20 protein-coding genes are annotated in these 18,826 nt (G+C 70.8%); 15 read left to right on the top strand and 5 right to left on the bottom strand.

What is annotated here, in order from left to right; genetic code table 11:
- Positions 1–13 precede the first annotated feature (13 nt).
- The 13 genes from BM339_RS30165 to BM339_RS30105 all read left to right on the top strand — a co-directional run bounded on the left by BM339_RS30165 (position 14) and on the right by BM339_RS30105 (position 14,142).
- On the top strand, positions 14–769 hold the full coding sequence (locus tag BM339_RS30165; RefSeq protein ID WP_075023043.1) for an alpha/beta fold hydrolase: 756 nt from the start codon (positions 14–16) through the stop codon (positions 767–769).
- Positions 766–2,202: an amidohydrolase family protein gene (locus BM339_RS30160; RefSeq protein ID WP_021591878.1), complete on the top strand. Its 1,437-nt coding sequence runs from the start codon at positions 766–768 to the stop codon at positions 2,200–2,202. Before BM339_RS30165 ends, BM339_RS30160 begins: the two co-directional genes overlap by 4 nt.
- Positions 2,127–3,611, top strand: a complete 1,485-nt coding sequence (locus BM339_RS30155; protein ID WP_143118661.1) for an amidohydrolase family protein — start codon at positions 2,127–2,129, stop codon at positions 3,609–3,611. Before BM339_RS30160 ends, BM339_RS30155 begins: the two co-directional genes overlap by 76 nt.
- A 159-nt stretch (positions 3,612–3,770) precedes the next feature.
- Complete coding sequence (locus tag BM339_RS30150) at positions 3,771–4,874, top strand: LLM class flavin-dependent oxidoreductase (protein WP_021591876.1); 1,104 nt, start codon at positions 3,771–3,773, stop codon at positions 4,872–4,874.
- Complete coding sequence (locus BM339_RS30145; protein WP_021591875.1) at positions 4,871–5,710, top strand: carboxymuconolactone decarboxylase family protein; 840 nt, start codon at positions 4,871–4,873, stop codon at positions 5,708–5,710. Before BM339_RS30150 ends, BM339_RS30145 begins: the two co-directional genes overlap by 4 nt.
- Before the next feature lie 23 nt (positions 5,711–5,733).
- Positions 5,734–6,966: a PucR family transcriptional regulator gene (locus BM339_RS30140; protein WP_111830034.1), complete on the top strand. Its 1,233-nt coding sequence runs from the start codon at positions 5,734–5,736 to the stop codon at positions 6,964–6,966.
- 250 nt (positions 6,967–7,216) lie between these two features.
- Complete coding sequence (locus BM339_RS30135; protein WP_083598120.1) at positions 7,217–8,017, top strand: ABC transporter permease; 801 nt, start codon at positions 7,217–7,219, stop codon at positions 8,015–8,017.
- Between the two features lie 32 nt (positions 8,018–8,049).
- A complete protein-coding gene (locus BM339_RS30130) occupies positions 8,050–8,829 on the top strand; it encodes an ABC transporter ATP-binding protein (RefSeq protein WP_235206261.1) in 780 nt (259 codons plus the stop codon).
- Between the two features lie 43 nt (positions 8,830–8,872).
- Positions 8,873–9,853: an ABC transporter substrate-binding protein gene (locus tag BM339_RS30125; protein ID WP_021591871.1), complete on the top strand. Its 981-nt coding sequence runs from the start codon at positions 8,873–8,875 to the stop codon at positions 9,851–9,853.
- Positions 9,850–10,677 (top strand): ABC transporter permease, encoded by an 828-nt coding sequence (locus BM339_RS30120; protein WP_075023040.1) that lies wholly within the window; start codon positions 9,850–9,852, stop codon positions 10,675–10,677. Before BM339_RS30125 ends, BM339_RS30120 begins: the two co-directional genes overlap by 4 nt.
- A 63-nt stretch (positions 10,678–10,740) precedes the next feature.
- Positions 10,741–11,391, top strand: coding sequence for a TetR/AcrR family transcriptional regulator (locus BM339_RS30115; protein ID WP_024934076.1), 651 nt, complete (start codon positions 10,741–10,743; stop codon positions 11,389–11,391).
- 61 nt (positions 11,392–11,452) lie between these two features.
- On the top strand, positions 11,453–12,163 hold the full coding sequence (locus BM339_RS30110) for an ABC transporter ATP-binding protein (RefSeq protein WP_075023039.1): 711 nt from the start codon (positions 11,453–11,455) through the stop codon (positions 12,161–12,163).
- Positions 12,163–14,142, top strand: coding sequence for an FtsX-like permease family protein (locus BM339_RS30105; protein ID WP_021591867.1), 1,980 nt, complete (start codon positions 12,163–12,165; stop codon positions 14,140–14,142). The genes BM339_RS30110 and BM339_RS30105 overlap by 1 nt, the downstream gene beginning before the upstream one ends.
- A gap of 12 nt (positions 14,143–14,154) precedes the next feature.
- Here BM339_RS30105 and BM339_RS50175 read toward each other — a convergent pair whose 3' ends face one another.
- The 3 genes from BM339_RS50175 to BM339_RS50165 all read right to left on the bottom strand — a co-directional run bounded on the left by BM339_RS50175 (position 14,155) and on the right by BM339_RS50165 (position 16,150).
- A complete protein-coding gene (locus BM339_RS50175) occupies positions 14,155–14,394 on the bottom strand; it encodes an EF-hand domain-containing protein (RefSeq protein WP_021591866.1) in 240 nt (79 codons plus the stop codon).
- Between the two features lie 68 nt (positions 14,395–14,462).
- A complete protein-coding gene (locus BM339_RS50170; protein WP_075023038.1) occupies positions 14,463–15,911 on the bottom strand; it encodes a hypothetical protein in 1,449 nt (482 codons plus the stop codon).
- 44 nt (positions 15,912–15,955) lie between these two features.
- Positions 15,956–16,150 (bottom strand): hypothetical protein, encoded by a 195-nt coding sequence (locus BM339_RS50165; protein ID WP_177287814.1) that lies wholly within the window; start codon positions 16,148–16,150, stop codon positions 15,956–15,958.
- Positions 16,151–16,296: 146 nt separating this feature from the next.
- Here BM339_RS50165 and BM339_RS30090 point away from each other — a divergent pair, with 146 nt between their 5' ends.
- On the top strand, positions 16,297–17,148 hold the full coding sequence (locus BM339_RS30090) for an alpha/beta fold hydrolase (protein ID WP_177287813.1): 852 nt from the start codon (positions 16,297–16,299) through the stop codon (positions 17,146–17,148).
- Between the two features lie 666 nt (positions 17,149–17,814).
- Positions 17,815–18,084: a MerR family transcriptional regulator gene (locus BM339_RS30085; RefSeq protein ID WP_081842208.1), complete on the top strand. Its 270-nt coding sequence runs from the start codon at positions 17,815–17,817 to the stop codon at positions 18,082–18,084.
- A gap of 14 nt (positions 18,085–18,098) precedes the next feature.
- Here BM339_RS30085 and BM339_RS30080 read toward each other — a convergent pair whose 3' ends face one another.
- Complete coding sequence (locus BM339_RS30080; protein ID WP_083598116.1) at positions 18,099–18,440, bottom strand: STAS domain-containing protein; 342 nt, start codon at positions 18,438–18,440, stop codon at positions 18,099–18,101.
- A 17-nt stretch (positions 18,441–18,457) separates the two neighbouring features.
- Entirely contained in the window at positions 18,458–18,811 is a 354-nt protein-coding gene (locus BM339_RS30075; RefSeq protein WP_021591861.1) for a MerR family transcriptional regulator, read from the bottom strand.
- Positions 18,812–18,826: the final 15 nt, after the last annotated feature.

The following is an 18,826-nucleotide window of genomic DNA, read 5'->3' as shown; positions in this document are numbered from 1 at the left end:
GACATCGGCCGGGATGGTCCGCGTGCGACGTGCGGGAGCCGGTCCTTCGGTGGTCCTGCTGCACAGCAACGGTCATTCGATGCACGAGTTCGAGGACGTCTTCGACGACCTCAGCGCGGATCACGACGTCGTGGCCTGGGACATGCCCGGACACGGCGATTCGGATCCGGTTCACCCGCGCACGTCGATCGCGGGGTTCGCGGACGTGCTGATCGAGGTGCTGGACGCGCTGGGCATCGATGCCGCGGTCGTGGCCGGAGTCTCGGTCGGAGGCCTCATCGCGGCCGACGTGGGCGCGCGGTACCCGGACCGCGTCCTCGCGATCGGGATCGTGGAGGCGCAGCTCGCGGGTCCGTCGTGGTGGGACTCGGTGTGGCCGGGGCCGGAGGCGCTGTTCACTGTTCCGCAGCAGACCGTCGACGACCTGAACGAGCGTCTCCAGCGGCCGGCGGACGAAGCGATGGCGGCGCGCTGGACCACCGACCGGCTCAAGGCCGGCACCCGTGCCATGCTCGGCGTGATGTGGGCCATTCGCGGCTACGACGTCCAATCGGCCCTCGCCGCTCAACGACGACCGACCCTGATCGCCTTCGGCGACGCCGGCCCGGTCCTCTCCGGGCGACCGGTCGCGGAGGCCACGGAGCTGCCCGCCGGTTCCAGGGTGGTCACCGTGCCGGATTGCGGGCACTTCATGACGATCGACCGTCCCGACGCGTTCACCGCCGAGATACAGGCACTCTCGGCGCGCGCCTGTCAGGTGGCTCCATGACCGCCCGGATGCTCCTCAGCGGCGGGCACGTTCTCATCGGCCCCGGGCAGGGACAGGTGCCGCCCTACCGGGCCGATCACCTGGACATCATGATCGAGGACGGCCTCATCGTCGAGGTGGCCGCAGGTATACAGGCGGACGGATGCGAGGTCCTGGACGCGACGGGGACGTTGGTCATCCCCGGCTTCGTCGACACGCATCGGCACAACTGGCAGGCCGCGTTCCGCTCGATCGCCTCCGATTGGACCCTGGGCCAGTACGCCCATGCGCTTCACGGCATCGTCAAGCACCACATGACCCCCGATGACATGTACATCGCGGTGTTGGCAGGCCGCCTGGAGGCGTTGGCGAGCGGCGTCACCACCATGGTGGACTGGGCACACGGCATCTCGTCACCTGCGCACGCGGATGCGGTGCTCCGGGCGCTCCAGGATTCCAAGGCGCGTTCGGTCTTCGCCTACGCGGGCGGATGGGGACTTTCGAGTGACGTTCCCATCACCGAGGAGGTCACGCGCATGGCGGCCGCCGTCCACGACCTCGACGACGACCTGCTGACCATGGCCCTCGGACTCCGAGGCCCCCAGTACAGCTCGATGGAGACGACCACGACCGACGTGCGAACGGCCCGGTCCCTCGGGATCCCTGTGACGGTGCACGCCGGCTCGGCCGCATGGGGCACGAACCGTCCCATCGGGCAGATGCACGAGGCGGGTCTGCTCGACGGCACAACGACGGTCGTTCACGGCAACACGCTCACCGAGGACGAGATCGCCATGATCGCCGACGTGGGCGCCTCGGCCTCCGTGAGCGCCGGCGCGGAGATCCAGATGGGGTTCGGGTGGCCCGCCACCGGCAGGTTCCTCGCGGCCGGGGTCCGGCCGAGCCTCTCGATCGACGACTGCGCCGCGATCGGCGGGGACATGTTCCGCGCGATGAGCGCCACGCTCCTGGCCGAGCGCGGCGTGACCGGAGCCCGCGATCCGAACACCGCCGATCGCCGGTCGCTTCCACTCGACTCGGCCGACGTCTTCGAGTTCGCCACCGCGCGCGGCGCCGAGGCCTGCGTCCTGAAGCACCCCGCCGGATCGATCCGTCCCGGCCACCACGCCGATCTCGTGATCTTGGACGTCCGCGACCTGGCCGTCGCGCCGCTGAACCACCCCGTCGGCGCCGTGGTCGGTAGCGGGCATCCCGGCCTCGTGCGGGACGTCCTGGTCGGCGGGCAGGTCGTGAAGTCGAACGGCCGGCTGGTGGGAGTCGACGCGGAGCGGATGGTGGACGACCTGGTCGCCTCCCGCGACGCCATCTGCAAGCGGATCGAGGCGAGCACCGGCCAGAAGGTGGCTCTCGACGGCTCGTGGACGCCGCCCGTCACCGGCTTCGCCTCGACCGACGGTCCCGCCGCGGCGCAGAACACCCCGTCAAGCGACTGATGGCCCTCAGAATTCGCGGCACCCACGCGTTGACCATGGACCCGGCACTCGGCGAGATCCACGACTGCGAGATCGTCGTCGCCGACGACGGGACCATCGAATCCGTGGGAGCCCGGGATCCGTGCAGCCCTCATCCCGGCCCCGTCATCGACGGCCACGGGACGATCGCGGTTCCCGGATTCGTCGACACCCACCGCCACTCCTGGCTCTCCGTCTGCCGCGGCACGACGGCTGACCTCTGGGTAGACGAATATCGTCGATTCACGAAGTCCGTTCTCGCGGCCGACGTGACTCCGGAAGCCGTCCGTACCGCCGTTCTCGTCAGCGACCTTGAGGCGATCGCATCCGGCTTCACCACCGTGACGGACCTGGCCCACATCGGCAGGACGCCAGAGCACACTGACGCGGTGGTCGAGGGACACCAGGCCTCACTTCTCCGGGCCGTCCTCGCCCACACACCGCCGAACGGCGACGGCGGCAACTGGTACAGCGGTTCCGCGTCGACACATCCACCGGAGATCCGCAGACTGAAGTCCTCGGACCAATTCGGCCCGGGAACACTCCTGTCGCTTGCGATGGGGGCCCGCCCGAGACACTGCCTCAGCGATGGCGTCCTGGAAAAGGATGTCGCTCTGGCCAGGGAACTCGATGTTCCACTGATCTACGACGGTATCGGAGCAGCACTCGGTAACGCGGCCCCCAGACGGTGGTCGGGAGAGCAACACAGAACCATCTCTCAATTAGCAGCACGCGGCCTCCTCGGACCCGACATGTGCTTCGTCCACTGCAACGAGATTCCAGACGATGAACTCGCCCTGCTCGCAGAACACGGGGCCGGCCTGAGTGTCGCAGCGGAGGCCGAGATGCTCTGCGGCTACGGACTACCGGCCTTCAGCCGCGCGCTCGGCTTCGGGACGACCATCGGACTGTCCACCGATGTCGCCACGTACTCGGCACCGAATCCGTTCTCGCTGATGCGAGCAGCGACAAGCGCCACTCGCGGCGCGGTGGCGTCGCAGGCGTACCGCGAACGAGCCACAGCAGGTGTTCCACCACTGGGAGTCGCTGACGTGCTAAGAGCCGCGACCATCGGCGGGGCGAAGGCCATCGGCTTGGGAGACCGGATCGGGAGTCTGACCCCGGGAAAGCAAGCTGACGTCGTCCTGATCGACCGCACCGCGATCAACATGGCGGCGGTGAACGACGCGACCGCGGCGGTCGTCCTCTTCGCTCACCCCGGGAATGTTCGCGACGTATTGATCGCAGGAAAGATCCGCAAGCGAGAGTATGCGTTGACCGGCTCCAACGTGCACAGCCACCTGGCCCGACTCGAGACGCTGGCAGCGGCTCTCGCCACCTCGGCTCACCCCCGAGCCGAGGCTCGACGAGGCGGCGACTGGAAGTTCTGACGCCCGGCCGGCTCCCGGGCCGCCGCGGGACGCCTCGGGGGTCCTCATTACGGAAATGTCGAAGTCTGGGCCAGAACATGGCGGAACGCGCCACTGTTCCGGCTCGTGTCGGTCGGTTCACTGAACATCAGAACCGACTCACGAGAGAGACCTCAGCCGATGCGACTCGGATACTTCGCGATGCCTATGCACCCGGCCGGCCGCGGCTGGACCGCGACCCTCGAAGAGGACCGACAGGCGATCATGCTCGCCGATGAACTCGGTTTCCACGACGCCTTCATGGGCGAGCATCTCACCGATCTCTATGAGAACGTCACGAACAGCATGCTGTTCATGGCGACGCTCATCCAATCCACGAAGCGGATCCTCCTCGGGACCGGCACGACGAATCTCTCCCACGTGCATCCCAGCCTGGTGGCCGCCAACGCGGCCATGTTCGACCACCTGAGCGACGGACGTTTCATTCTGGGGGTGAGCCCGGGAGCGCTGCCCTCGGACGCGGAGATTCTCGGCATCCTCGATGAGGACCGGAACGCGATGTTCGCGAAGTCCATTGACGCGATCCTGCGCATCTGGTCCGGAACGCCGCCGTACAACATCGGAGAGCCCGGGGATCGGTGGTACGTGACCACCGAGCGGACCATGAATCCCGAGCTGGGCCTGGGCGCGGTCCGCGGCCCACTGCAGGATCCGCGGCCCGAGATCGTCGGCACGGTCGTCGCGCCCTTCTCCAAGGGCGTGATCGCGATGGGCCGGCGCGACTTCCATCCGCTTTCGGCGAACTTCCTACTTTCCCAATGGCTGCGGAGCCACTGGGACAACTACGTCACGGGCAAGCAGGCCGCCGGCGCCGAGCCGAAGCCGTCGGACTGGCGGGTGGCCCGCACGATCTTCGTCGCGGACGACGCCGCGACCGCCCGCGCCTACGGACGGGACTCCGCCGGCAGCCCGTACAGGTTCTATTACTCTCAGATGCTCAAGAAGATGGCGCTGGGCGGCCGCCTGAACCTCTTCAAGAGCGACCAGAACCAGCCGGACAGCGCCGTCACGCTGGAGGGGATTCTCGACAGCCTCGTCATATGCGGCACCCCGGAAGACGTGGCCGAGCAGATCGTGGCACTGCGTGACGAGGCGGGCCCCATGGGTGAGATCGTGTACGCGGGTATGGACTGGGTCGATCCCGACCTGGGGCGGAGGTCGATGCAGTTGATGGCGGAAGAGGTCATGCCCAAAGTGAACGCGGCCATCGGTGAGACCTCATGACCGGCTCCAGCGAGGCGAGCGGTGCCACCGGCCGGGAGGGCGCCCTGGAAGAGGACGCCCTGGAACAGGTGCTGCGGGAACGCGGCGACTCCTTCTCCGAGGTCGGCATCATCGCCGAGGTGGCACCTGAGACGCTGCGGCGCATCCATCGGTGCGCCGGCTACGTCCACGGCTATGCGGGTCAGACGACCCACGACCAGGTGCTCTCGGAACAGATGCGGGAACTGATCGCGCTCACGCACCTGTGCGCGATGCGGGACGACCGGTTCGCTCCGAACCATGTCCGCCGCCTGTACCGGCTGGGAGTCGCCGATGAGGTGATCATCGAGGCCGCCGAGGCCATCGCGCCCGCCGTGGGCCACTCCACCGTTCTCGGGGTCGCGCACGCGATCGAGCAGGCGAACTCCGACTCCTATCCGTTCGGCGCGATGCCGGAAGGCGGCCGGCCGAAACGATCGACGCCGTTCCCCGAGATGAACCGGTGGCCGGTACCCGCGCCGGCATCACCGCAGGCGACGCTCTGGCCGCGGCTGGCCGGCATCGACCCCGAGCTGGTGCTGCGCTACCGGGAGTTCCTCGATCATTGCCTCGGCTCCCCGGAATGGCGGGAGCCGGTGCTGGGCCCGGTTCCCCGCGGCCTCATCCTGGTGCCGGCGCTGGCCGCGCGCGGGAGCCGCACGCTCGTGGCGGTCCAGGTGGAACGTCTGATCGGTTATGGTGTCGGGACTCGTGAGCTGGTCGAGGCCGTGGCCTGCGCACTTCCCATGACGGGCGCGGCCACGATGGACGAGTTCCTGGAGGCGATCGAGCACGTGGACCTCGGCGGTGAGGGCTGAACGCGTGAGGAGGCTTGGTGCTCATGGCCGTGCTGTCCCAGTCCTTCGATCCTGACCTTCGTCCGGAATGGGTGGGGCGGGCGGCGCGCGCGTGGGACATCGGCCCGGTCATCCAGGCGATCGTCGACGCCGACGTGGAGGCCGCGTTCCCCGACCGGCGGGAGGACGCGTCCTTCGTCGCCATGCTCGAGAAGAGCATCACCGCGAACCTCGGCCAGTTCCGGCGGTTCCTCATCGGCGAGATCACGCTCGACGACATGAAGCTCGAATCGCCGATCGAGTTCGCCAGCATGCAGGCCCAGCTCGGCATCTCCCACTCCGCGTTGCAGCACTCCTACCGGACGGGAGCGCGGGTCACGTGGGCGATGTGGGCGGAGCATCTCGCCGAGGCGGCGGACGACGAGCCGGTGCCGAGCAGCGAGTCCGCCGCCGGCCTCCGCTGGAGCACCGCGATGTTCCTGGCCTGGTACGACCATGTCGTCACGAGCGTCGACGCGGGCTACACCGAGCGCGAGTACATGCTCCGGCGCTCGGGCTTCCAGTTCCGCGTCGACACCGTCCGGCAGATCCTCGCCGGCGACCTGCCGGCTCCGCCCCGGGATCTCTATCCGGCGCTGAGGTACGACCTCTCCGCCGAGCACCTCACCATCCAGCTGACGGAAGCGTCGGACATCTCGACCCAGGAGATCACCAAGCGGCTGCGGATCGCGTCCGGGGCGGCCGACTCGCTCGAAGTCCGGTTGACGCCGTCCGACGTCGTGGTGTGGCTGTCGCGTCCCCACCCGTGGCGTCCGGAGCACGGAGATCGTGTCGTCGAAGCGCTCATCGCGGCGGGGACGACCGCGTCCGTGGGAACTCCCGCGGTGGGCGTGGAGGGGTTCCGGTCCGGATATGACGACGTCACGCGCGTGGCCGCCGTCCGCCAGCTCTGGACGGACGCGCCCCCGGTCCTCAGATACGAGGACGTCCGGCTGGAGGCGATGCTGACCTCGAACATCGTCGAGGTCGCCAGGTTCGTGCGCGAGGAGCTGGGCCCCCTCGCCGCGGGCACCGCCAGCGCCCGGACGCTGTGCGAGACGATGCTGGCGTCGTTCACCTTCGGCACGCATGTCGCGACCGCCGAACACCTCGGCCTGCATGAGCACACGGTGCGCAACCGGCTGCAGCGGGCCGAGGCGCTGCTCGGCCGCCCCCTCGCGTCCCGCCGGGTGGAGCTCCAGGCGGCGCTGAGACTCCGCCGCCTCGTCCGGACCTGAAGGTGTGACGCGGTAGTCGCGCCCGACGTGTGCCGTTTCACGTGAACGCGCTGCTCAGCTTCGAGGAATGCGTCACTTTTGCGAGCGAAAGTGTACGGATCCGACAGATGCGGGCCAATTCGTTCGTGCTTGGATGAGATCGGCGTTGATGCGACACACGATGGAGTAACCGCAGGTGAGCACACACGCTCAAGCCGAAAAGCCGGTTCCGGGCACGGGCCCGCCGGACACCCAGGGCACACCTCCGCAGATGATCATGCTATCACGCCGCCGCAGGATCGTGACTCGGTGCCTGCGCGGCGCGACGGCACTGTGGCTGCCGGTGGCCGTCGTGGGGCTGTGGTTCATCACGTCGCGCGGCAGCTCGTCGCTCTACTATCCGCCGCTCACCGACAGCCTCGACGCCCTCGTCTCGGACTTCCTCACGTCGCGGGTCACCGACACCATGCTGCCGAGCCTGCGCGCTCTCGTGCTCGGCATCGTCCTGGCCCTGGTCGTCGGCCTCGTCGTCGGGTACGCCTGCGGCCTGTCGCGGATCACGGCGGGCATCTGCGGTCCGGTCATGGACATGTTCCGGGCCACGCCGGTGATCGCGCTCGTCCCGCTCTTCATCGCGGTCCTCGGCATCGGGTCGGTCAGCGAGGTCCTGCTCATCGCCTGGGCGGCCGTCTGGCCGATCCTCCTGTCGACCATGGACGGCGTCAGGTCCGTCGACCAGGGCTACCGCGACACCGCCCGGGCGCTGCGGATGTCGGTCCGGCGGGAGACGATGCTGGTCAGGCTGCCCGCGGCGGCGCCGCGCATCATGGCCGGCGTCGACACCGCGATGTCCGTCGCCATCACGGCGATGGTCGCCATCGAGCTCTACTCGTCCACCCAGGGGGTGGGACGTTATCTGGCCGACGCCCAGACCCGGTTCGAGATCGCGGGCCTGTACGCGGGCGCGATCGCCGCGGGCATCGTCGGCTACGCCGTCGCGTTCGCCGTCCGGCGGTTCGAACGACGCGTCGCGCTGAAGTGGCACTACGACATGCGGAATCGAGGTTCGTGATGACGACGGTGCAGGTCGGAGGGGAAGCCGCAGTGTCGGCCGACAGCGTGCTGGCCGTGGAAGGGCTCGCGAAGTCCTTCGCGACCGCCCAGGGCGAACGGCGGATCTTCGCCGACATCGGCTTCGAGGTCAACGCGAACGAGGTCGCCTGCCTGGTGGGCCCGTCCGGCGTCGGGAAGACGACGCTGCTGCGCTGCCTCGGTGGACTGGAGAAGCCGACGGCCGGAGCCATCCGGATGTCCGGGGCCGTCATCACCGGGCCGCCCGTCGGGATGTCCGTCGTCTTCCAGGACTACAGCCGCTCCCTCATGCCGTGGATGCGCGTCGTCGAGAACGTCGCCCTGCCGCTCCGCGTGGCGGGCAAGCGCCGGTCGGCGCGCCGGGCCGTGGCCGAGCAGCGGCTTGCGGAGGTCGGGCTGGCCGGGTTCGGCGACCATTACCCATGGCAGCTGTCCGGGGGGATGCAGCAGCGCGTCGCGATCGCCCGCGCCCTGGTGGACGAACCGCGGATCCTGCTCATGGACGAGCCGTTCGCGTCCGTCGACGCCCAGACCAGGTTCGACCTCGAAGACCTCACGCTCCGCATCAGCCGGGAGACCGGGGTCTCGGTCCTGCTCGTCACCCACGACATCGACGAGTCGGTGTACCTGGGCGACCGGGTGCTGGTGCTTCGCGGGGAGCCGGCGTCCATCACCGATGACATCGCCATCGACCTCGGCACCCGCGACCAGATCACGACACGGGCGATGCCGGAGTTCGCGGAACTCCGCAGCACCGTTCTTCGCACCATCAGGTCGACTCATCACGAATGACCGAACACAGGCAAGTGACTCGGGGCGATTCCAAGGAGAAGCCATGAACAAGCTGTCGCGTCGAGCCCGGCGGTCGGCATGCGTCCTCGCCTCGGCGGTGGCCCTGACCGCCTGCGGATCGGGGGAAGGATCGGGGAAGGACACCACGGTCACCGTCGCGGTGTCGCCCTTCGCCGTGTTCGCCCTGCCGTGGGTGGCGAAGGACGCGCACTACTTCGAGGACGAGGGGCTGAAGGTCGAGTTCAAGAGCGTGAGCGGCGGCACGACGGCGATGGTCCCCCTGGTGTCGAGCAACCGGATGGACATCGGTGCCGCCGCGGGAGCCGACATCCTGCCGGCCATCATGAAGGGCGCCAAGTTCAGCGTCGTCGCCGGCGTCGGATCGGTCTACACGGAGAACGCCGAGAGATCGTCCAACGCCCTCGTCGTCAAGGATCCGGCCATCCGGTCGGCGAAGGACCTCTCGGGCAAAAAGGTCGCGCTGCTCACGCTGGGCGGCGCGCAGGAGTCGATGACCCGGCTCGCCGTCAAGCAGGACGGAGGCGAGCCGGATGACATCACGTTCGTCAAACTCCCGCTGCAGAACATCCCGAACGCCATCGCGAGCGGCGAGGTGGACGCCGGGCAGGCCTTGGAGCCGGTCCTGAGCCAGGCCCGCGACCTGGGCCAGCGTCCGCTGTTCTCGCTGGGCAACGTGGCGGTCGGAAATCCGGAGCTGACCTACTTCTCCAGGACCCAGTGGGCCAAGGACAACCCGGACGAGCTCGCGGCGTTCGTCCGGGCGATGAACAAGGCGGCCGTTGCCGCGAACAAGGACACCGAGCTGATCAGGGCCGCCCTGGTCAAGTACGCGGCGATCGACAAGGCTCTCGCGTCGAAGATCCAGGGGGTGGGGGTCTTCGCCGAGAAGGGCGAGCTCGCTCCGGACCGCTTCGCGGAGCTCGCGCGCCTCCTGAACGGAGCCGGTCTGGCGGCGAAGCCCCGCCCGGTCGCCGAGTGGGTCGTCGAGCCGGACGCGAAATGACCTCCACGACGACCACGGCCACGCCGGAGAGCGCACGGCTCCGGTCCCCGCGAGGCGGCGCTCGCGCCGTGATCTGGGCGGGACGTGCCGCGCTGGTGGCGGTCCTGCTCGCCGCGCTCAGTCTCGCGTCGGCGTTCGATCTGGGCGGCCACGGGACCGTGCCCGGTCCCATGGAGATCGGATCGCGGCTGTGGTCCTCCCCCGCCGACGAGGACCTCATGCGCTCCGTCGGTGTGACCCTGCAATCCTGGGCCGCGGGCCTGCTCCTGTCGGTCGCCGCGGGGGTGCTGCTGGGCGGCCTGCTCGGAAGCAGCGACTTCGTCCATAGGAGCGCCCGGGGATTCTTCGACTTCTGCCGGTCGGTACCACCGGTCGCGCTGATCCCCTTGGCGGTCCTTACCCTGGGCACCGGGTTCTCCATGAAGATCCTGCTCATCGTCTGGGTGTGCGTGTGGCCGGTCCTCCTGCAGACCATGGCCGGCGTCCACGACGTGGAGCCGCAGGCGAAGGAGGTCGGCCGCACCCTGCGGATGTCGCGGACGCAGGCGATGCGCTGGATCGTGCTGCCGAGCACGCTGCCGTACATCGGCACCGGGATCCGCATCGCGGCCGTCATGGCCCTGCTGGTGTCGATCGGCGCGGAGCTCCTCGCCGGAGCCGACGGTCTCGGCCTTGAGCTCTACCGCGCGCAGACGTCCAGCGACCACGCGGGAGTGTGGACATGCGTCGCCATGGCCGGGCTGCTGGGCGTCGTGGTCACCGGAGTCTTCACCCTCGCCGAGCGGCGGCTCACCCGCTGGCAACCCGACCGGCGCGGCTCCTGACACCCGGCTTCCGCGGCAGTGGCATAGTCGTCCTTCTGGACGAATGAGGGAGCATGGACTGCCATGGCGTCGACACCGCGCACCGAGGGTGGGCGCGCAAAGTCGCGGCGAAGCCCCGCGCCGGGTGAGCGTCACCGCGACGCTGAGCGTTCCCGCGCCCAGTTGCTGGCGGCGGCACTCGACGAGTTCTCCGCGAAGGGCTACGCGGGGGCCAGGGTCGGTGACATCGCGAAGCGAGCCGGGCTGAACAAGCAGCTCATCACCTACTACTTCGGCGGCAAGGAGGGTCTGTACCGGGCTGTAGAGGAGCAATGGCTGGCCGACGAGGCTGAGCTCGTCCCACCGGAAGGCTCCCTTGACGAGCTCGTCGCTTCGCACCTCCACGCGGTCCTCGCCGATCCGAGGCACAGCCGGTTGCTCCTGTGGGACGGCCTGACCGGAAGCAGCCGACCCGATCAGGGCTCCGCCAGGTCTCCCGAAGATCCGGCGGTCACGGACCTGCGGCGCCGGCAGCGCGAGGGGGAACTGGCCGGTGACCTGGAGCCGGCCATGGTGCTGGTCGCCTTGATGGGCGCGGCACTGGCACCCGTCGCGATCCCGCAGGTCGTCCGGCGTTCCACGGGCCTGGACCCGTCCGACCCCGAGTTCGCGCGCCGATACGCCGAGGTGCTCCGTCAGATCGCGCGACGGCTCGCGGCCGCTCCGCCCGAGTGAGCCGGCCACCTTTCATCCACTTGGATGCTACTGTCACCCAAACGGATGAAAGGATGAGCCGGTGACTGACGCCGCCCACGGCACCGCTGCCGCCGAGCCGGTTCTGACCGCGGACAGGGTGGTCAAGAGCTACGGGTCCAACACCGTGCTGCACGAGGCCTCGCTTGAGGTCGCCCACGGTGAGTCGGTCGCCGTGATGGGCCCCAGCGGCTCGGGCAAGTCCACGCTCCTTTACTGCCTGTCCGGTGTCGTGACTCCCGACCATGGCGAGGTCGTCTTCGCGGGCACCTCCGTGAGCGGGCTGTCGGATACGCGGCGCGCCAGGTTGCGGCGTACCGAGTTCGGGTTCGTCTTCCAGTTTCCGGGTCTGCTGCCGGAACTGGCCGCGGTGGAGAACGTGGCCCTGCCGCTGATGCTGGTCGGCGTCGAGCGGCGCGCCGCGATGGCCAGAGCGACCGCGCTGTTTCCGGTGCTCGGGCTGGAGGGGCTCCAGGACCGGCGGCCGGGTCAGCTCTCGGGCGGGCAGGCCCAGCGGGTCGGGATCGCTCGCGCTCTGGCTCTTGAGCCGGCCGTGGTGTTCGCGGACGAGCCGACCGGCGCGCTGGACACCAGAACCGGTGATGAGGTGATGTCGCTGCTGGTCTCGACGGTCCGCGATCGGCAGGCATCGCTCGTCGTGGTCACGCACGACGAGCGGATCGCGCGGCGGTGCGACCGGACCGTCCACGTCATCGACGGGCGCACCCGGCACGCAGCCGAGGGCGTCGGCTGATGCGCGGCCTGTGGCTGCGGTTGCTGCGCGGCAGCGGCCGCTCGGCTCGTCTCGAAGCCGGGCTCCCGTTCGCCGCCGGTGCCGTCATCACCCTCGTGCTGCTGTTGCTGCTCGGGCTGCAACAGGGCCTCGACGAGCGGGCGGAGCGGACCGCGTGGCGGACGCCGGAGGCGGCGGCCGGTCGGCCCACGGTGATCCAGGCCGGCGTCATCGACTACGCGGGCGAGCGCCCGATCGCGGTGGTCGAGCTCGCCGGCCTGGTCGAGGACCCGCCGGATGTTCCGGGGATGGGCAGGTTCCCGAGGCCGGGCGAGCTGTGGGCCTCGCCTGCCCTCGCCGAGCTGATGACCGATCTCCCCGACGACCAGCTCAGCGACCGCTTCGGCGGCCCGGTCTCGGCCGTGCTGGGTCCCGGCCTGCTGGAGAGCCCCGACGAGCTGGTCGCGGTGGTCGGCCGGAGCCCGGACGACCCGTCGATGACGGATGAGCGGCCCGAGCATCAGTGGAACGCCGCCGCGTCCCTGTCGCCGACCAAGATCGACCACTGGTCCACGGAGGCGGACCTCTACCAGACCACCTACCGCGACATCGCCCTGCTGGTCGCCGTGCTGATCGTCCTGCCGCTCGCGAGCCTCGGCGGTCTGGCCTCCCGGCTGATGGCCGGACGCCGACGGCGCCGCATCGCCGTCCTTCGGCTGCTCGGCGCCGGCACGTCCCAGGTGGTCCGGCTCGCCATCACCGAGCTGATCTGCTTCGCCGGCATCGGCGCGCTCGCCGGGGTCGTGGCGCATCGGCTCCTGCTGCCCCTGGCCGCCCAGGTCCCCATCAAGGGCGGAGGCTGGTTCCGCGCCGATGTCCAACCCAGCCTCGCTCTCACGTTCCTGACCGCGGTGGCGGTGGTCCTTGTGCTGACGCTGGGAGCACTGTCCGGGCTTGTGTCCGCCGTCCGCGATCCCCTGAGCACCTATCGCGGTGCCCAGCGCGGCGACGCCCGCATGCGGTGGTGGAGCGTGCTCTTCATCGGCGCCGCCGTCGCACTTTTCTGGACGCGCAGCAGCAACCCCTTCGTGACCGTGGCCTTCACCGTCCTGCTGATCCTCGGCTGGGGCCTGCTCTCCACCGGGCCATGGATCGTCAGCGGCCTCGGCCGGCTGCTCGCCAGGACCTCCAGGGGTGTCCCCACCTTCATCGCCGGCCGCCGTCTGGCCGACGATCCGCGCGGCGCGTGGCGCGCGGTCGGCGGCATGGCCATGGCGTCCTTCATCGCCGGGTTCGTCGCGGTCTGCCTCCCCGTCGGCCTCGGCAACGAAGGCGACTACGCCGCGCGCGCCGATCGGTTGGAGTTCGTGCTCCCCGCCCGCGATCTCGACCACGCCGTTTCCGGGGCAGCGGACGCCCTGCGGGCCGCCGGCGTCCCTGCCGAAGTCTCCGCGACCGCGCCCCCGTCCTGGCTGGCCGAGCGCGACTGGGGCACGCTCACCGTGGCCACCTCCGGCGACGCGAACAGGAACCGCGTCCGCACCACGCTCGCCGATGGCGGTCTGCGGGGTCCGGAACTGCGACTGTCCGACGACATCCCGGTCGTGTGGCTCCTCCGGGACGGCGTGGTCGTGAGTCTCCTGGTCCTTCCCGTCGCCGCGCTGGTCGCTCTCACGTCGATGGTGATCGGGGCGATCGCACGCATCTACGACCAGCGGGAAAGCCTGATAGCCCTCACCCTCGCCGGAACACCGCGAGCGGTGCTCCACGCCGCCCGGCGACGCGAGATGACGCTGCCGACCGTCATCCTCGGCGGCATCGCCGCCGCCGCGGGACTTCTCGGCGGCTCGACCCTGGGCGTGACGAGCCTGGTCAACCCCTACAGCTCGGGCATCTTCCTCGCCCTACTGGCGCTCGGCGGGCTCGCGCTCCTGCTCGCAGACCGGACGACTCGCCCCGTCCTCGACCGGACCAGCACCGACCTCTCGGAGCGAGAGTAGGTCTCCCCGGCGTTAGGGCTGGGAGCCCAGTTCTGGAAGGTTTTCGGCCAGGGGCACGAACTCGGTCACCGACAGCTTGCCGTCGTCATCGGTGTCGTACTCGGCGAACAGAGCCCCGACGATCCCCGACAGGTCGTCCACCTCGGCCGCCGGGAACAGGCTGGCGATCGCCGCGGTGACCTCGTCCTCGGTGAGCTGCCCATCCCCGTCGGTGTCGTACCGGGCGAACACCGCCTCGTACTGATCGGACATGATTCCCTTCCCCTGAGCGATCGTGGCCCTTGATCGTAGCCACTCCCGTGACCGCGATGGCCACCGCGTTACGGGCGGGCACGGGGGTGGGTCGGGGTCGGGCGCGCGGGTGGTCCTGAGAGGTAAAGGCGGGGTCCCGTGCCGGGGACGGGGACGGCGTGCCATGGGCCGGGGACGGTGGGGCGGCTTGTGGTGACCAGGGCTATTCGGAGTCCCCGGGTTCGCAGCCTCTCGATGTTCGCGGGGGTGAGTCGCGCGGACGCGTCGCGGGCGCCCAGGCCGTCCCGCATGTCCGCCGCCCGGCATCGGCGCAGGTAGGCGATCTGGGGCGCGAACCGTCCGAGGACGGCGCAGTGACCGTCCACGCCGCGGGCGGCCAGGGCGCCGGAGGCCTCCACGGGCCAGGACAGGGCCACGTCGGCCCGGCGTGAGACGCGGCTCGCCTCCGCGATCTGCAGGCCGGCGTGGACGAGCGCCGCCGCGATGACGGCGCCGGCGAGGACCAGGTTCGCGCCGTGCCGTCGCGCGGCGCGCACGATCGCGGTGAGGCCCGCGCCGGCCGGCAGGGACAGCAGGGCGAGCGCCGGGAGCAGGTAGCGGGGGACGGCGAGTTCCGACAGCACCAGGTAGGCGCCTCCGACGGCGGTGGCGGTCGCGGTGGCGACGAGGAGGGCGCGGCGGGCCGCTCCGCGGGCCGTCCACAGCCCGGCGACGGCCAGGGCCAGGCCTCCGGCGCACCAGAGGGCGGTGGCGACGCCGATCGGGCCGCAGTCCACCGTGGCGGGAGGGCATGACTCCCGTCCGTCCAAGGTCGCCAGGTAGCGCGGCAGGACGAAGTGCAGCCCGCCCTCGCCGCTCACCCACTGGATCGCCCGCAGCCGCGCGGCCGGGCCGTCGAACCGGACGAACGACTCCACCAGCCAGGCGCCCCATCCCCCGGCCAGCCCGCCCGCGATGCCCGCCGCCCGCCACCGCCATCCGGGCACCACGAGCGCCGCCGCGAGCAGGGGCGCCGCGATCCACACGGCGTCCGTCGGGCGCAGGAGCCCGATCCCGGTGACGATCAGCAGCAGCGCCGCCCAGGCGCGGCGGCTTCCCGCGGTGAGGGCGCCCGCCGCGGCGACCGCCCCCAGCGCGACCGGCATGTTCGGCAGGACGGTGGCGCCGAACCGCAGGGACACCCACGGCACGGCGAACAGGGCCGCCGCGACGGGGACGGCCGCCCCGTCCAGGACCCGCAGCCAGGGCCGGAAGGCGAGGTAGAGCAGGACGGCCGAGAGCACGACGAAGTACACGCGGATCAGCGCCGGGTCCGAGGTCCAGGGGGTGACCGGTGCGGCGAGCAGCCCTTCGCCGAGCGACCGGTGCGCCGCGAACGGGATCCGCGGGGTGTCCCCGGAGAACTGGCTCGCGTACACGGCCTCGTCCAGATCCAGCGGAACCCGCAGCCCGCCCGTCGCCGCCTGGAGCACCGCGTACCCCAGCGCGACGCAGGCGAGCGCGCCCCTGGCCGACATGTGCCCCCCCGGCAGCCGTCCCCGTCTTCCCAGGTCAGGCTAGATCATCGGCTGCTCAGGGCCGGTGATGGCGAAGGGCGTGTCCACGCGCGCTCGACCAGCCGGAACCGGGAGACGAATGCCCAGATAACGGTGCTGGCCGCGACCTGGTCGCCCGGTTGCCCGGCGACCGGAGCGAACGCCGCGAACCGTCTGTTCCCGCGGGCAATCTTGCTGGTAAAGAAGCCGCCGTTGCTCATGGCCGAGGCGTAGAGGCGCCGCGGGTCGGCGTTGCACCGGCGTGGCGGCGTGGTCACCCGGATCGGCGTGCCGGTGCCGCGGGTGGCGGGGCGGTTGGCCGGGTATGTCCTGCTTCGGCGGCGTCCGGCGGACCGAGGTGATGGCGATGTCCGAACGCGGTGGCCAGGTCGGAGGCGCGGCGCGCAGGCCGCACGGCGGCGGGCGAGAGGAGCCGGTCGACCTCGGCCAGACCAGGAAACGCCCGCGACGCCGGGAGCGGGGCACCGAGCCCCTCCCCCGTTCCGCGCCCATCGTGGTGCTGGTCCACGGCGGCTTCCTCGGCCCGTGGATCTGGACGGAGACCATCGGGGAGTTGGAGAAGCAGGGCGTGCGGGCGCTGTCGGTCGACCTGCCGAGCATGCGCGGCCCGGACGCCGACCTGCGCGACGACGCCCGCGCCGTCCGGGACTTCCTGGACGGTCTGGACGAGGTCGTGCTGTGCGGCCATTCGTACGCGGGAATGGTGATCAGCGAGGCCGCCGCCGGTCCGCACCGCGCCGTCCGGCACCTGGTCTATCTGGCCGCCGCGATCCCCGACGGCGGTGACAGCCTCGCCGGGCTGGCCAAGCGGCACGGCGACGGCGGTCCGGGCGGCGAGGAGGCCGAGGCGCTCGCGGACGGCCGCGTCGTCCTCACGCGGGAGAGCGCGCTGGAGGCGCTCTTCCACGACTGCCCCGCCGAGCGGGCGGCGGAGGCGGTCGCGCTGCTGCGTCCGGAGAACCCGCTGGTGAACACGCAGCCGGTGCGGGGCGCGGCGTGGCGGAGCCTGCCGTTCACCCGGGTCCGGGTGGCGGACGACCGGCTGCCGGAGCTGCTCTGCGACGCCGCGGCCGGGCGCCCGCACGAGGTCGTCACCCTGCCGACCGGCCACTGCCCGCAATGGAGCCGCCCCGACCTGGTCGCCGGCGTGCTGGCGCGGATCGCCCGCTCCCTCGGCGGAGATAACGAAAACCTGTGATCTACGAAACTCTGTAGTGAGTGAGGTAGATATTCGCGGCGGAGTCGGGTAGCGTTCCTTGCATCGAAGCGAGAAGAGTCCACGAGATGGGGCGGCGGACGAGCCGCCCGAGCAGATGGATGACGCGGGCCGGGCGTGCCGGGGCCAACGCAACGGAAGGGGTTCCGGCAGCCGGTCCGCGGTTCGGCGGTCAACGGACCGCCGGAAGTGCAGGAACGCAAGGAACACGCAGTACAGGTAGTGATGAGGAAGGGAGGCACCGGCGCCATCAGGATCGCCCGTCAACGGCTCCAGTCACGCCGTGCGGGTACCGCGGCCCCGACGATCGAACGGCGGGCGGCGGTCACGCATCCGCGATCCCCGCGCCTCCGCCTTTCCGGGCGGACGGCACGGAACACCGGCCGGAGGGCCGGTTAGGTGGTGTTGCACCTCTGGGCCCCGGCGCCGCGGTTGGCGCCGGGGCCCCTGTTGTGCTTTCCGGCCGGAGGCTCCGGCGGGCCGGAGGCGGCACTACCGAACGGCAGTACGGAAGGTTTCGTGAAAGCACCCCAGTCGGCTCGGGCCGGCGACTCATCAGCCCAGAACGGCGACCGGATCACCGCGCAGGACGACTCCGGCGACCGGCTCGACGACAAGTTCGACGACGAGGACTACCCCGCCTACAGCATGGGGCGTGCCGCGGAGATGCTGGGCGTGACCCCGGCGTTCCTCCGCAGCCTGGACGCCGCCAGGCTGATCGTCCCGCAGCGCTCGTCCGGCGGGCACCGGCGCTACTCGCGGTACCAGCTCCGGCTGGCCCAGCGCGCCCGGGACCTGGTCGACGAGGGCACCGCCCTTGAGGCGGCCTGCCGCATCATCATCCTGGAGGACCAGCTCGCCGAGGCCCAGCGCATCAACGCGCGGCTTCGCGAGGAGCGTCCGCCCGGGTCCTCCTAGCGGGCCGCGCGGTCTCAGCCGCCCGCGGCGGGCGGCCCGGCCATATTGCGGGTCAGGCCACCGAAATCGAGGACCCGCGCGACCATCGGCCGCGCGTTGCGGATCCGCAGGGTCGCGCCGTCGCGGTCCAGCCGGTTCCGGGCCCAGATCATGATCGACAGGCCGGTGCAGTCGATGAACTCCAGCCCGGACAGCTCCAGCACCAGGGTCCGGGGACGGTCGGCCAGCGCCGCGGCGACGCGGGCGCGGAGCCGGGCATCGCCGGCCATGTCCAGCTCGCCCGCCAGCATCATCACGGTCGTGTCGCCCCGCCGGCTGGTGGTGATGCCCAGCGGGTGCCGCGCCGACGATCCCACGTCACCGCCCCGTCACATCAGGCGGCGCCCGGATCGCCGCCGGGCGCCCGGTCGCCGCGCCGCTCGCCGAGGGCGGCCAGCCGCGCGGCCAGCTCGTCGCGCTCGGCGGTGATCTCCGCCAGCGCGGCCCGCAGCTCGATGATGCGGCGGATGGCCGGGAGCGTCATGCCCTCGTCCATCATCGCCGCGACCTCCTGGACGCGGCCGATCTCGTGGCGGCTGTAGCGGCGCTGCCCGCCGGCCGAGCGCTGCGGCGAGACGACCTGGTGCTCGTCGATGCGGCGCAGGAACGCCTGCCGCACGTGCAGCATGTCCGCGACCTGCCCGACGGTGAACAGCGCCGCGTGCTCGTCATCGGCCGGAAGTCTCATCGCCGCTCCTTTCCC

This window comes from Actinomadura madurae (assembly GCF_900115095.1).
In the GTDB taxonomy this organism is placed as follows: domain Bacteria; phylum Actinomycetota; class Actinomycetes; order Streptosporangiales; family Streptosporangiaceae; genus Spirillospora; species Spirillospora madurae.
The sequence above is the reverse complement of the archived record's forward strand: the minus strand, read 5'-3'. Positions and strand labels throughout refer to the sequence as shown.